Origin of the sequence: Acerihabitans sp. TG2 (assembly GCF_035013185.1) — a bacterium.
In the GTDB taxonomy this organism is placed as follows: domain Bacteria; phylum Pseudomonadota; class Gammaproteobacteria; order Enterobacterales; family Enterobacteriaceae; genus Acerihabitans.
Genome location: NZ_JAYGJO010000003.1, coordinates 21,477 through 34,414 on the forward strand (window position 1 = coordinate 21,477; position 12,938 = coordinate 34,414).

A 12,938-nucleotide genomic window follows, 5' to 3' on the forward strand; every position below is an offset into this window, starting at 1 on the left:
TCGCTCCTGGCGTTTAAGGATTGATTGACTCAATCGGCTGATAATCGACGTCATAACCGAAATAACGCGGTCCCCACATGTCAATTGCCGCGGGGGAACGCATGATCTGCGGGGTTGGAATGCCGAGGCAGACAACACGAAAACCGTATTTTAAGCTTTCCGTTGTTATCGGCGTGCCGGTAGTGCGATCAATAAATGTGATTAGATCGGGTACCATCGCCACCGGTGTGCCATCAACCGAGGCAAAAAGGTTTTCATTTTGAAAATCAACGCGTAATTGCTGTCCTGCATATGCATTCATCCCGCTCAACATGGCTTTACCCCGCACAAAACCGTCGGTGGAGCGGCGTTCAACGTCAATAATCTTGCCTTCGAATAACACGATGGCTTCGCCGAAGATGGAGTGACGGGTCACGGTTTTAATGGCCTCAATCGGGTCTGACTTGTTGATTTTAGTCGCAAGAATCGCAGCGCCCAGCGCCATACACAGCGTCATGGTGCCGGGAATCGAGGTGTCTTTAACGTGTCGACCCGTCATGCCATACATCGCGCAATGTGCTATGCCCCCCATTCTTACCGTGATGCCGCGCGCGATATATTCGAGCATCGGGTTATCCAGCGTTTTGAGCACTACCCGATCGCCGCGTTCATTGTGCAATACCGCAGGGCTGGCGCTGATGCCCAGCATAGTAAAGGTCGTCATCTGTAACTCGGGGAAAGCGCGGCCCATGCCATCGGCATCAATCAGGGCAATGCCGGCCTGAGAGGCCACGATAAACGGGATGGTGGAATTCATCCCGCCGCACTCCACGGGCATAGTGGCAAAGGCTTTTTTACCGCAGTCATGCTCGAGTTCACGCAGCGATTTCAATGCTTCATCCCCGTTGGGAATCTTTTCCATCAGCATGATCGGTGCCCCCATCGTGCCGGTGGGAATAATATACGCATCGTCGGCAATCTCATCCGGTCTAAGCAGGGTGATCGGCCCCTTTTCCCTGATGCATTTTTGCGCCATCAATTTTCCCAGGTAGGCATCGCCCCCCCCGCCTGCGCCTAGCAGTGCGGCACCTATAGCAAGATGTTCTATGTCTGCTTCATAAATCAAACGCATGATAAAAATCCCTAATGTATGTAGACCAGGCTGTCTCGCCACCGGTTTTTATGCTCAGGATAATCATCAACCGACATCACGCCGGCGACCGAGAAAATCTCGATGCCAGGCACGATGAGGACGGGGACAACCCCACTGAGGATGCCGAGAGTGGATAAGTCCGGTGTTAACGATGACCTGTAAGCTAGTTAACCTAGTGCAGCTTAAACAAACGCTCAACACCGGGTGGCAAGGGGGGATTTGACCGTGGGTGGGGGAATATTGATGTGGTGGAGTACCGGCGGTTCATCGGCGACAGTCGGTGTTCTGCCGCCGATGAACCGCCGGGTTAGTGCGATATCACCCGTGAGCGGGCCGCACCTGATTCATTATCCGCTGCGGCCGGTTGCAAGAACCGGCCCAGGGCAGAGGGTTCAGCGGTAAAGTTCCCTGACCGACGGCGTTACGCGGCGTTCGCGCTGCCAGTAGGCTAAGGTGGCTTGGGTCAACTGGGCGACACCTTGATAAAACGGGTGATCGGTACCCTGGGCCAGTAGATCCAGATAACGTCCGGACCAGGGCAGCAGATGCTGTTCCAACAGGGTGTTCAACGGACGATCGTTATTTTCCGCCAACCAGGCGGCCAGCATCAGCAGCAGGCCGATATGATCTTCCGGGTCGTTGCCCTGCTGGCCGGCGGTGATCCCCTCCTGCCGCAGCCAGTGGCGCAGTGCCAACGTGGATTCCCCGAAAACCACACTTTCGCGATCCAGGTATACCGATCCCCACGGCGGGGCAGGAAGAGCGTAGGGCCCGATAAACAACGCTTGCCAGGTGGCTTCCAGCGTGTCATGCCAGGGGGCGGTTAGCCCCGAACGGATCAGCGCTGCCGCCACGTCAAGCTCAGGCACCGCCGGCCATTCGCGTTCCCAATCAGTATGTGTCAGCGCGCTGAGCAGGCCGGTGTTGTTTGGCGATAAGGGCGGGTAATATAATAAGGCCCCCAAGGTACGTCCGCTAAGGGCAATCGCTGCATCGGTCATACTCTGTTCCTTTTTTGTTGGCTGGATCGATGGGGATCATCCTCTTCCCCGGGTGTTTTGTCAGCATTTTGTGGTGAATGATTAATACCATCCACCCAAAAATCGTTACAATGTGGTGTAGACCGAATAATTGATGGCCCAGTCTCTCACGGGGTCTCGGCACGCCGAAAGGAGCCCATACCCAATGGATAATGATGTGGTAAACGCTGGCAACGCCCTGTCAGTCTTTGATTTCGATGGGACACTGACTAAACGAGACAGCTTCGTTCCTTTCCTGCTTTTTGCCTTCGGTCATCGTGTGTTTGCCCGGCGGCTGGTGCGACTGGTAATCCCTGCGCTCAAATACATTGGTCGCCGAGCGACACGCGATGAGTTAAAAGACATTCTGATCCGCACGTTCCTGGCCGGTGTTGAGGCAACATGGGTGGAGCAGAAGGCGGCTGATTTTTGCGAACGCTATTGGACACGCTTAATGCGTCCATCGGGTCTTATCGCCGTCGCCACCCAGGTGAACTCTGGTGCGATAGTGACCATTTGCTCAGCATCGCCGGCAATGGTGCTTAAGCCGTTCGCGGATAGGTTGGGTATCCGGTTGATAGGGACGGACCTGGAAGTGAAGGATGGTGTGCTGACCGGGCGCATTAGCGGCCAGAACTGCCGCTGTGCCCAGAAGGTCGAAAGGCTGCAGGCAGTCTACGGCCCGTTGTCTTCATACCATCTGCGGGCGTGGGGTGACACGCGCGGCGACTATGAAATGCTGGCTGCTGCTCAGGAACCTTACTGGCGGCCTTTCCATAGGGTGAAAAGCAAGAAAATGCCCCCCATTTAAAACGCTTTGTTATTCGTCACATTAATAAAAGCAGGCAGCGAAATGCTGCCTGCTGGATGACGGAAACGTCTTTTTACTGCGATTAAGACGCGTTGATGCCGTACTGTGCGCACACCGAGTTCAATCCACCGGCATAACCCTGACCGACTGCACGGAATTTCCATTCGGTGTTATGGCGATACAATTCACCAAACGCCATCGCGGTTTCCGTTGAGGCGTCTTCCGACAGGTCGTAGCGAGCCACTTCCTGGTGGCTATCATCATTTGCTAAGCGAATGAAGGCGCCGGATACCTGACCGAAGCTCTGGTGACGGGCTACCGCGTCATGGATGGTGACCACGAAGACGATTTTATCCACGTCAGACGGGATTTGATCGAGTTTGATTTTCAACGCTTCATCATCGCCTTCGCCTTCGCCGGTGCGGTTGTCACCGGTATGCAGGACGGAACCGTCCGCTGATTTCAGGTTGTTGTAGAAAATGAAGTCGGCATCACTGCGAACTTTACCGTTGCTGTTGAGCAGGAATGCTGACGCATCAAGGTCAAAATCCTGACCGTCGGTTGAGCGAGCATCCCAACCCAGACCGACCAGCATATTTTTCATGTTTGGAGCTTCTTTGCTTAAAGAAACATTGCCGCCTTTAGAAAGAGAAACACCCATAGTTCTATCCTCAATGGTTAATGTTAATAGTCAACGTGAAGGTAACGGAAACTTAGCTTTCCTTACCCTCCTCAGCATCAGGTTTTCCAGGGAACAGTATGCTGACAATGACACCCACCGCCAACACACCGAGAACAACGAAGAGACTCGCCATGGCCGAAATCTCGTAACCGTGATGCCACAGGTGATCGGTCGCATTCAGGCCGAGTTTCACTGCGATGAAGAACAGCAGCACGATAACTGCCTTCTCAAGGTGAGCAAGATATTGCTTCAGCGCTTCGAGAACAAAGTACATGGTACGCAGGCCAAGGATGGCGAACATCATGGCGCTGTATACGATCAGCGGTTCACGGCTCACGGCGATAACCGCTGGAACAGAGTCAAAGGCAAACATCACGTCGGACAGTTCAATGACCGCCAAACACAGCAGGAGAGGGGTCGCATACATCGCGACTTTACCCTTACGTCCCACATGGATGTCTTTGTTTTCAGGTTTCGCCAACTCGGTATTCACTTCCTTCTGGCTTAACATAAACGAGTGACCCCGTAATTTCGGCCAGATGGGGAAGAAACGCTTTACCAGACGATACGCAATATGCTGGGAGTAATCTTCGATCGCGTCATCATCGCCGCCGCTTTTAAGCATCATCACCGCCGTCCATCCCACCACCAGGGCAAAGACGATATCGACCCATGGCCCTAATGTCAGCAGGCTGGCACCGATAGCAACGAAGATGCCACGGAATATGACGGCACCAATCACTCCCCAGTACAGCACCCGGTGACGGTAGTTATCCGGTACCGCAAACCACGAGAAAATAGCCATCATGACAAAAAGATTATCAATCGACAGGACTTTCTCCAGCGCATAACCGGTAATAAACAGGCTGGCAACTTCTGCACCGTGATGAATGTAGAGGAAACCGGCAAACACCATCGATATGGCGATCCAGAACACCGTCCACAGGGCGGCATTTTTTAATGAAATCGGCTGGTCACTACGGTGCATGAACAGGTCGAGACAAATGGCCCCGACAGCCAGAATAATAAAAACTGTGACGGTTTCAGCCGGGAAACCAATATGCGTGGACACCATAAATAGCCCTTAAGTCAAGCTGTTGAAATTAAAGACCGAATTCCGCCGGGGTAAAGCCCAGCGCTAAAGCAATTTCGCGTACCGCAGCCTGCTCATCCTGATCAAAGTCACCATCACTTTTCGCCACAGCGATCCCGACACGTACCGCCAGTTGTGCCGCACCCGGCTGATCTTTCAACGCCAGGATATATTTCATGGTTTCGCCTTTACCGATTTCATAGTCGAAGCTGAAGCTGGTCACCAACTGGTTAAAGAACTCGATGACTTCTTTGGTCTCGAAGACTTTTAACTCAGGAGATGCCTGAAGAAAGCCAATCATCTTCTGCTTTTCTTCACTGCTTACCCCATTGCTGGCGATGGCGATACGGGCACACACGGCCACGGTTCCTTGCATGAACTTTTTGTTTTTGAAGCGGCTAACCTGATTAGTCAGCTCATCACGACCGGCATTAAACGCGCCTTTCACTTTGTCGAAGAAACTCATTTTTTTAACCCTCAGAGTATTGAAATTATTTGGAGCCAGCTGACCAACGAAAACCCCAACCTAGCGATTTATCCATCTCCTTGTGACCATTGAAGAACTGGTTGATTCGTTCAACTTTGATGGTTCCGTTTTCGTTCACCAGGCGGGCGATTGCACACATATTGTGGCGGTTAGACCCTTCAGTTAAGCGCGTTTCTATGGGGGCTTGATCAGGGATATGCAGGGTGACCACGCCATCCGTTTTATCCCAGCTTGCCACACCCTCGTAGATGAAGGCGTAGATCAACACCTGACGTATTTTTTTCCATTCACGGCCGTTGATATGCAGCCATTCACCGTCGCTGACCTGGCCGGTACGGTCATCGCCCTGTAACTGGATAAACGGCGCGGCGTCGAGTCGGCCAAAGGTCTTTCCCAATGCTTGAATAACGCCTTTGCTGCCGTCCTGAAGTTCAACAAACGCGCCTAAGTCGAGGTCGATACCCTTTGACTTGTTGAACATGCCACCGAACATACCCCCTGAAGAACCGGTGCCCTGGTTCCAATTGAGGTTGATTTTGATTTCCCCAAAACTGTCCCGTTTAGCGAGGCTAATAGAGGGTTTTTCTTTGGTCAGGGACACTTTGCTCAAACTGACCTTTGCTGGCTCAGGGGTCGGTGTTGCTGCAGGTGCCGACGCGGGGGAATCTGAAATATCCACACCAAAATGCTCGGCGAGCGGTTTCAACCCGCCGTTGAAGCCTTGCGCGATAAAACGAAACTTCCACTCAGCATTGCGTCGGTAAATCTCACCGAGAATCAGCGCTGCCTCCTGACGGCCGGCGACATCAACCTCTCCGGTCAGTAGTACCGCGCCCTTATGTTCAACCTGAATAGCAAGACGTTTCAGACCCGACAAGGTGGTGTTGCCATCGCAGGTTGCCGTAAAAGCCAGCTTCTGAACGTCGGGATGCAGACGGTTGATATCGACGGTAAAAGCAGTATCGGTACCCGCCCCGGCCAGTTTTACCGAGGCATCGTCATTGACGGGCTGTCCGTAAAACACCATATCAGGGTCGCTTTGCACTTTACCTGAGGCATAAAGACGAAACGACGCGGCGTCGACCGAGACGCCAGAAAGAACACGCACCATCAGCACGTCTGAAGGAATCGGGGCATTGCCCCCCGGCGTCATCGTCATTATCGCACCACCGTGGCAACAATGTCGGAATGCATATCATCAATGGTTCGGCCGGTTGACGCCTTACCGTGTGCAGTGAAATCCCAGTTACCGTTACTGCGGGATAAAGACGCAATGATGATACCCGTATGCGAACCCTGTTCAGTGAGCTGAAAACGGGCCAGTTCCTTACCCGACTGGTCGACAACGCGGCAGAACGCATTATCCACTTCATTAAAGGTCTGGCCACGGAAGCTGTTCACGGTAAACGCGAGGTATTCAACCGGCAAGGGAAGACGCGTCAGGTCGACGGTGATCACTTCATCATCACCATCACCTTCGCCAGTCAGATTATCGCCTTGATGCACGACCGAGCCACAGCTTGATTTCAGCTTACGAAACCAAATAGTATCGATGGTGTTACCTGATTGGTCTAATAAAACGCATCCTGCATCTAAATCTATAGAATCACTGCCACCACCTAAAAGACTGCTCAAAAAGCCTTTTTTCTTTTTTAGCGGATCCCAACCCAGCCCGAATTGAAGTTGATTTAATGAAGATGTTTCTTTATTGAGTGAAACAGTTTGGTTTTTATTTAATGAAACCATTATTTATTCCTTCAGAGATAGGTTAGAGCATTATTTTTTTAATCAAAAATAAATGTGCTTGAAAATCATATCATGACGAAGTAGTTGTACAACCTAAAATTTAGTACCGATCACAAGATGTACGCATAACTATATGATTTTTTTATAAATGCTATATTAATCTTTACGTATTTTGACGATACTTTTTCATAATATTTAAGAATGGAACTGAAATTATTCAAATACACATATTAATCATATTATGATTGACATGTGCATAATGCCTACTTAGACTCTGAACCTGAGCGCGCTCCTCCTCTATTTCTGGGAAAACGAAAGCCGATGAGTCATATAATTTGGTTGATGGAAGGTTTATCGTCACAGCGCGATATTATCTTGGGCATTAAAGATTTTTTAAAAAACACCAATAAAGCCGTCACCGTTATTGCCTCTCATCGTCATAATAGAAATGAAATACTTTCTCTGGCTGATATTGCCCTGATTGAGCCGCCGGACGATGAACAGCGTCTGCCCTTTATTGCCGCCACAGTGGCACAGTATGGCGTGAAGGCCATTCATACCGGTCGTAACGGCAAGTGGTTCGAATTACACCGTCAGGAAATCGAATCCTTCGGGGTATCACTGACTACAGGTGCCACCAGTAGCGCCATATTTGAGCTGGCTGACGATAAAGTCGAGTTTGCCAATAAGATGCGAGAGCATGGCCAGCCGGCCGTACCGTCTATGCGCATCGAGAGCGCGGATGAATTACGCGCCCAGATCGTCCATAACGCACAATCGACAGCAGAAAAAAAATTACTTTGCGTGAAACCGGTCACGGGTATTTATGGCATAGGATTTTGGCGCTTTGATGACAGCGTCAGTCGCATGGCCGCGTTTACGCACCCAGAAAACCGCAAAGTGCATCCTGAGATGTACCTGCATGCGCTCGAACAGCAGGAAACCATTGAACCGTTGGTGCTCATGCCCTACCTACCCGGTCCAGAATACTCAGTCGATATGCTGGTCGAACAAGGCAAGGTCATTGCTGCGGTTGCCCGTCGTAAAGAGGGTGTCTTGCAGTATCTCGAACAGTCAGGCCCCGCCTATGAACTGGCCAAGGTGTGCGCTGAAATCATGCAGGCCGACGGTCTGGTGAATGTTCAGACCCGTAATAACCATGATGCCGTGCCGGTGCTGCTTGAAATCAACCTGCGCCCCTCTGGCGGCATCGGTTATACCCGCCACAGCGGCGTCAACTTGCCCGGTCTGTTTGCCATGCGTAAGCTTGGTTTGATGAGCGAAACTGATGCCATCAGCTACGCAACGGAGAACTTCTCTCCCGCTGCGGTCCGCACCATGACCGATGTCATCCTCTACAACACGACACTCGACAACTTATCGTTAAGTAAAGGGAGCGCATGAGCATGCTTAATCAACACCCTGTCTATCGCAAAGAATTGTCAGGCGGCACGCTGACCGTGACCCCGACCGGCGGTAGCTCTTCTCTGGATGCTTTGTTTGATATTGCTGAACGCCGCAACCCTAAGCGAGCATTTTTGTTCGTCAGCAAAGTGCTGGGCCGGCATATCCCGATTGCCCCTTCCGTTATGCGTTCCGCCTACCGGCAACTGGCGCTGCAAATCCCCGCCGATTTACCGCAACCCGTGTTGTTTATCGGCATGGCTGAAACTGCCGTGGGGCTTGGTGCCGGTGTCTTTGACGAAGCATTACGTTTTTTTACCGACTCGGTTTATCTGACCTCAACGCGTCACCCTATTGACGGCGATCTGCTGTGCGAGTTTAAAGAAAACCACAGCCACGCAACGGATCACCTGCTTTACCAGCCCGCCGATCCCATCCTGCGGGCGCGTGTGCTTAATGCCCGCAGCCTGGTGTTGATTGATGATGAGGCCACTACCGGCAATACCTTCATCAACCTACTGGCAGCACTGCATGCTGACGCGGGTCTGTCACAGGTTGAACAAGTGGTCACCGTGACGCTCACCGACTGGAGCGGCAACGCCATTAACGACCAGTGCCCGCTACCGGTGACGCCGGTGTCACTGGTTCAGGGTGATTGGCATTGGGAAAAGAAACCCGACGCGTTGGTTCCCATCATGCCGAACGTCAACGTGACGACCCACGGCAGTGTCGCGATCACCGGCAAGCAAAGTTGGGGACGCCTTGGTATGTCCATTTCGGCACGCGATCTGGGGACAAAAATTACGGTATCCGCCGGAGAAAAAGTGTTGGTGCTGGGTTCCGGAGAATTTGTCTGGGAACCGTTATTACTGGCAGAACGTCTCGAACAGCGGGGGGCAGTGGTTAAATTCAGCAGCACCACCCGCTCACCGATCTCTATCGGTTATGCCATTGAATCGGCGATTGTGTTCACCGACAACTACGGATTGGGTATCCCTAACTTTGTCTACAATGTGGCACATCAACAATTTGACCGTATTTTGCTGTGCGTCGAAACGCCTGCCGCCAGTGTTGATCCATTACTGCTTGATGCCCTCAAACGCGTTGCACCTCGCGTAGATGTCGTGGTTTATGAATAAACCCGTCGTTTTTTCTGACCTCGACGATACCCTGTTTCAGACGCGCCGAAAAATGACCGATGAGTTGGCACTTGCACCATTTCGGCCGGGTGCTCTAGACCGCGCCATGACCGCGCGCAGCTTTATGACCGAAGAGCAGTCCATGCTGGTGGACTGGCTGCTTGAGCACACGGACTTTATCCCGGTGACAGCTCGGGGCACGGAAGAAATCAGCCGCGTCACCATTGCGTTTCACTCATGGATGATTGCCACCCACGGCGCGGTGATCTTGACGCCGAAAGGGCAACCAGATCAAGAATGGCAGGCTCATATGCTCGACAGCCTGGCGGCATATCGCGAGCGGCTTCTCACGATGCAGCGGGAGATTACCGCGCTCATGGCACGACGTGGTATCAACGCTTGGGCACGTATCAATTATGAGTATGGCGATACGCCGGTGTATCTGGTGATGAAGCACACCGACAGCACCCGGCTGGCTGAACTGTATGCGATCGGTGATGAAATCGAAACCACGTTCTCAACGCAAGGTTTTTACCTTCACCGTAACGGCAACAACATCGCATGGCTACCCAAACCGGTTGAAAAGGGCCTCGCCACGCAGTACCTGCTGCAAAAGCTGCGGACGCAACGTGGCGTGTTCCCGGTGATTGGGCTGGGAGACAGCCTGAGCGACCACAGTTTTATGAAGCTATGCCACTGGTTTGGCATGCCGCAACACAGCCAGTTTGCTGAGCAGATCAGCCACCGTATTTTCGGAGAGCACTAATATGCAGGCATTTCCCCCTTTTTCCGGTTCATATCTCCCTGATGACATTCAGTTCCTGCTCAAACCGATAAAAATGGAAATGACGCCGGTCGACAAAAAAGAGCAGTTGATCCAGTCCGGCGCGAAACATTATTCCGAGATGCTGAGTCAGGAGCCGGAGCCAACAGACTGGCATCTGGATCTCTATGCCCGGGCGCTGGATCAAGGGGCCGCCCGTCTGGCCAAAGACGTCTTGATGCTGGCGAAAGCGCTGGCCGATCGCTTTGGCAGCGCCCCGATTGTATTGGTCAGCCTGGTCCGTGCAGGCGTTCCGCTGGGCGTTATGTTGCATCAAACCCTGCGGGCGATGGGAAAGTCGTCATATCACTACGGCGTGAGTATCATCCGCGATCGCGGCATTGACGCCACGGCAATGGACTGGATTGAAGCGCAGCATGGGGTCGATGGTGTGGTGTTTGTGGATGGCTGGACCGGCAAAGGGGCCATCACCAATGAACTTCGACGTTCTCTGGCCTGCCGTCCGGGCTATCCCAAAGACCCGCGTCTGGTGGTACTGGCCGACCCCTGTGGTGTTTCCTGGTTAGCCGCCAGTGACGACGACTGGCTTATCCCTTTTGGCATCATGGGTGCCCCGGTTTCCGGGCTTATTTCGCGTTCAATCTGGTCTTCAGTGGGGCTGCACGGTTGTGTGATATGCGATCATCTCACCCGGTTTGAATGCAGCCGCCAGTTGGTCGATGCCGTCGCTGATTGCCGCAATGCGCTTGATGTCGATGCCATACCGGCCAGCCAGTGGATCCCTGAGGATGTTGTGCACCTGAAAACCCAAAGTGAACGGGTCATTTCGTCATTGGCCGCACAGTATGATATTGCCAGTATTAACCGGATTAAACCCGGCATTGCCGAGGCTACCCGCGCGGTATTACGCCGGGTCCCGGAACACGTCCTGGTCCGTTGCGTGAACGATCCGGACGTGGCCTTGCTGGTGTATCTGGCCGGCGAAAAAAACATCCCCATCACTGAGGTCGGTGAGCGTATCGGGCAGTATCGTGCCGTCACCATTATTAAAAAGGTTCACTGATGACAAAAAGACTATCGCCATACCGACTGGGTGCCACGCTCTACATGCCGGCAACCCGTACCGATATTGCCAACAGCGTGCTGAACAACCGCATTGAGGGGCTACGTTCTATTGTCATCTGTCTTGAGGATGCGGTGAGCGAGGCAGATGTTCCTGTGGCGCGACAAAATCTCAAGCAGGTGCTGACGGTGCTGGGGACGGCCAAAACCGCTGGGCATGGCGCCGAGTGGCCACTGGTATTTATCCGCCCACGCCATGCAGCCATGGGGAAATGTCTAACTGAGACAGAAGATCTGACGCCAATCGACGGACTGGTATTGCCAAAATTTACACTGGCCGCGCTGCCGGTATGGTGGGATATCGTCAAGCACACCCACCTGTGCATGATGCCTACACTGGAAACCGAAGATGTCTTTGATGTGATGAAAATGCGGGAACTGGCAATGGCATTGGTCGATCATGCCTGTCATGACCGCATTATAGCCCTGCGCATAGGCGGCAATGATCTGATGAATGTCATCTCGCTGCGTCGCCCGCGTAATCTCACGCTGTATGACAGCCCGATGGGATACGTGATTAAGATGCTGGTCGCCGTTTTTGGTTCCCGTGACTTCGCTTTGACCTCGCCGGTGTGCGAGCACATTGACGATCATAACGTGATGGAACGTGAGTTGGCGCTTGATATGGCCCACGGACTGGTGGGAAAAACCGCCATCCATCCTAACCAGATTGCTAAAATTGAACGGGCACTGATGGTGACGTCTAGCGATCATGCTGATGCATTACGGATCCTGAACTCCAGTCAGGCGGTATTTAAATCTCAAGGGGCCATGTGCGAACCGGCGACTCATCGACGTTGGGCAGCAAGAGTGCTGGAACAGGCTCAGGTTTACGGCATCGCCCAAGATGCCGTTCAGGATGGCGTTCGGCTGGTGACAGTAACCCACCAACGCTGAAGGTATACCCGCGGGATCTGGCGTTCAACCCTCTGCCGGGATGGGCATTTTCCCGACTATAGCGCCCATTTATACGACATTAGGCACTCACTCATCATGCGACTCAGCACACGGCAAGCACGTATTTTCCGACTGGCGCTCCTATTAGGGCCAGGGCTCCCGGTGCCGGCAAAAAAAATCATCACACTGCTTGCCTGTTCCGAGCCCACATTGACCCGTGCTTTAAAAGAGCTGCGGAGCACCTACACTGCCGAGATTAAATACCGTAAAGCGACACATACGTATCAGCTGGTCGACCCCGGTTTACTGGATAAAAAATCCTTACGCCGCATGCATGAAACGATGAGTTCCTACGTTGATCTCAAAGCCGGTGGTGCCGTGAGTCGGGTTTCATTGGATAAGGAAAAGAAGAAGGCCGTGTCACTCTCTTTGCGGATGTCGGTGTTGCGAAAAATTGATCAGCTCGCCATTTTTGCCAATACGACGCGTAGCGATGCCGTAGAACTGTTAGTCGATAATTATATTGCTGATTTGGCGGGTGATTACCAGGTGAAAGAATGAAGCTCCCATGAGAAAATAAAACATCATGCTGCATTTTTCTTAATCATTGACTACCGGCCTC

The 12,938-nt window shown here is 52.5% G+C and carries 14 protein-coding genes; 7 read left to right on the top strand and 7 right to left on the bottom strand.

The genetic code is table 11. The features are described from left to right. Positions 1 to 13: 13 nt before the first annotated feature. Entirely contained in the window at positions 14 to 1,111 is a 1,098-nt protein-coding gene (locus SJI19_RS03310) for a DUF917 domain-containing protein (protein ID WP_323476850.1), read from the bottom strand. A 413-nt stretch (positions 1,112 to 1,524) separates the two neighbouring features. Further along, the gene (dmsD, locus tag SJI19_RS03315) at positions 1,525 to 2,133 is read right to left on the bottom strand and encodes a Tat proofreading chaperone DmsD (RefSeq protein ID WP_323476851.1); all 609 of its coding nucleotides are present in this window, start codon (positions 2,131 to 2,133) and stop codon (positions 1,525 to 1,527) included. 184 nt (positions 2,134 to 2,317) lie between these two features. Between dmsD and SJI19_RS03320 the strand changes: the two genes are divergently transcribed. Further along, positions 2,318 to 2,962 carry an HAD family hydrolase gene (locus tag SJI19_RS03320; RefSeq protein WP_323476852.1) on the top strand — a complete coding sequence of 215 codons (645 nt, stop codon included), beginning with the start codon at positions 2,318 to 2,320 and terminating at the stop codon, positions 2,960 to 2,962. 82 nt (positions 2,963 to 3,044) lie between these two features. Here SJI19_RS03320 and SJI19_RS03325 read toward each other — a convergent pair whose 3' ends face one another. Genes SJI19_RS03325 through SJI19_RS03345 form a run of 5 tightly spaced genes read right to left on the bottom strand, consistent with a single transcriptional unit; the run spans position 3,045 to position 6,970 of the window. Further along, positions 3,045 to 3,623, bottom strand: coding sequence for a TerD family protein (locus SJI19_RS03325; RefSeq protein ID WP_323476853.1), 579 nt, complete (start codon positions 3,621 to 3,623; stop codon positions 3,045 to 3,047). A 52-nt stretch (positions 3,624 to 3,675) separates the two neighbouring features. Continuing rightward, a complete protein-coding gene (locus SJI19_RS03330; RefSeq protein ID WP_323476854.1) occupies positions 3,676 to 4,719 on the bottom strand; it encodes a TerC/Alx family metal homeostasis membrane protein in 1,044 nt (347 codons plus the stop codon). 28 nt (positions 4,720 to 4,747) lie between these two features. Continuing rightward, positions 4,748 to 5,203: a tellurite resistance TerB family protein gene (locus SJI19_RS03335; protein WP_323476855.1), complete on the bottom strand. Its 456-nt coding sequence runs from the start codon at positions 5,201 to 5,203 to the stop codon at positions 4,748 to 4,750. Positions 5,204 to 5,228: 25 nt separating this feature from the next. Continuing rightward, positions 5,229 to 6,383: a TerD family protein gene (locus tag SJI19_RS03340; RefSeq protein WP_323476856.1), complete on the bottom strand. Its 1,155-nt coding sequence runs from the start codon at positions 6,381 to 6,383 to the stop codon at positions 5,229 to 5,231. After that, positions 6,383 to 6,970, bottom strand: a complete 588-nt coding sequence (locus SJI19_RS03345) for a TerD family protein (protein ID WP_323476857.1) — start codon at positions 6,968 to 6,970, stop codon at positions 6,383 to 6,385. Before SJI19_RS03345 ends, SJI19_RS03340 begins: the two co-directional genes overlap by 1 nt. A gap of 321 nt (positions 6,971 to 7,291) precedes the next feature. On the opposite strand from SJI19_RS03345, the gene SJI19_RS03350 reads away from it, so the two are divergent. From SJI19_RS03350 to SJI19_RS03375, 6 genes are all read left to right on the top strand, one after another. After that, positions 7,292 to 8,374, top strand: coding sequence for an ATP-grasp domain-containing protein (locus SJI19_RS03350; protein WP_323476858.1), 1,083 nt, complete (start codon positions 7,292 to 7,294; stop codon positions 8,372 to 8,374). Then, complete coding sequence (locus SJI19_RS03355) at positions 8,371 to 9,513, top strand: phosphoribosyltransferase domain-containing protein (protein ID WP_323476859.1); 1,143 nt, start codon at positions 8,371 to 8,373, stop codon at positions 9,511 to 9,513. Before SJI19_RS03350 ends, SJI19_RS03355 begins: the two co-directional genes overlap by 4 nt. Continuing rightward, positions 9,506 to 10,279: a hypothetical protein gene (locus SJI19_RS03360; protein ID WP_323476860.1), complete on the top strand. Its 774-nt coding sequence runs from the start codon at positions 9,506 to 9,508 to the stop codon at positions 10,277 to 10,279. The genes SJI19_RS03355 and SJI19_RS03360 overlap by 8 nt, the downstream gene beginning before the upstream one ends. Position 10,280: 1 nt before the next feature. Continuing rightward, a complete protein-coding gene (locus SJI19_RS03365; RefSeq protein WP_323476861.1) occupies positions 10,281 to 11,360 on the top strand; it encodes a cysteine protease StiP family protein in 1,080 nt (359 codons plus the stop codon). Further along, entirely contained in the window at positions 11,360 to 12,316 is a 957-nt protein-coding gene (locus SJI19_RS03370) for an HpcH/HpaI aldolase/citrate lyase family protein (protein WP_323476862.1), read from the top strand. The genes SJI19_RS03365 and SJI19_RS03370 overlap by 1 nt, the downstream gene beginning before the upstream one ends. Before the next feature lie 96 nt (positions 12,317 to 12,412). After that, positions 12,413 to 12,877, top strand: a complete 465-nt coding sequence (locus SJI19_RS03375; RefSeq protein WP_323476863.1) for a tellurium resistance protein TerW — start codon at positions 12,413 to 12,415, stop codon at positions 12,875 to 12,877. Positions 12,878 to 12,938 lie beyond the last annotated feature (61 nt).

Excerpts from the sequence above, each read along its gene's own strand:
- SJI19_RS03310 (WP_323476850.1), bottom strand. The coding sequence starts at position 1,111 with ATGCGTTTGATTTATGAAGCAGACATAGAACATCTTGCTATAGGTGCC.
- dmsD (WP_323476851.1), bottom strand. The coding sequence starts at position 2,133 with ATGACCGATGCAGCGATTGCCCTTAGCGGACGTACCTTGGGGGCCTTA.
- SJI19_RS03320 (WP_323476852.1), top strand. The coding sequence starts at position 2,318 with ATGGATAATGATGTGGTAAACGCTGGCAACGCCCTGTCAGTCTTTGAT.
- SJI19_RS03325 (WP_323476853.1), bottom strand. The coding sequence starts at position 3,623 with ATGGGTGTTTCTCTTTCTAAAGGCGGCAATGTTTCTTTAAGCAAAGAA.
- SJI19_RS03330 (WP_323476854.1), bottom strand. The coding sequence starts at position 4,719 with ATGGTGTCCACGCATATTGGTTTCCCGGCTGAAACCGTCACAGTTTTT.
- SJI19_RS03335 (WP_323476855.1), bottom strand. The coding sequence starts at position 5,203 with ATGAGTTTCTTCGACAAAGTGAAAGGCGCGTTTAATGCCGGTCGTGAT.
- SJI19_RS03340 (WP_323476856.1), bottom strand. The coding sequence starts at position 6,383 with ATGACGATGACGCCGGGGGGCAATGCCCCGATTCCTTCAGACGTGCTG.
- SJI19_RS03345 (WP_323476857.1), bottom strand. The coding sequence starts at position 6,970 with ATGGTTTCATTAAATAAAAACCAAACTGTTTCACTCAATAAAGAAACA.
- SJI19_RS03350 (WP_323476858.1), top strand. The coding sequence starts at position 7,292 with ATGAGTCATATAATTTGGTTGATGGAAGGTTTATCGTCACAGCGCGAT.
- SJI19_RS03355 (WP_323476859.1), top strand. The coding sequence starts at position 8,371 with ATGAGCATGCTTAATCAACACCCTGTCTATCGCAAAGAATTGTCAGGC.
- SJI19_RS03360 (WP_323476860.1), top strand. The coding sequence starts at position 9,506 with ATGAATAAACCCGTCGTTTTTTCTGACCTCGACGATACCCTGTTTCAG.
- SJI19_RS03365 (WP_323476861.1), top strand. The coding sequence starts at position 10,281 with ATGCAGGCATTTCCCCCTTTTTCCGGTTCATATCTCCCTGATGACATT.
- SJI19_RS03370 (WP_323476862.1), top strand. The coding sequence starts at position 11,360 with ATGACAAAAAGACTATCGCCATACCGACTGGGTGCCACGCTCTACATG.
- SJI19_RS03375 (WP_323476863.1), top strand. The coding sequence starts at position 12,413 with ATGCGACTCAGCACACGGCAAGCACGTATTTTCCGACTGGCGCTCCTA.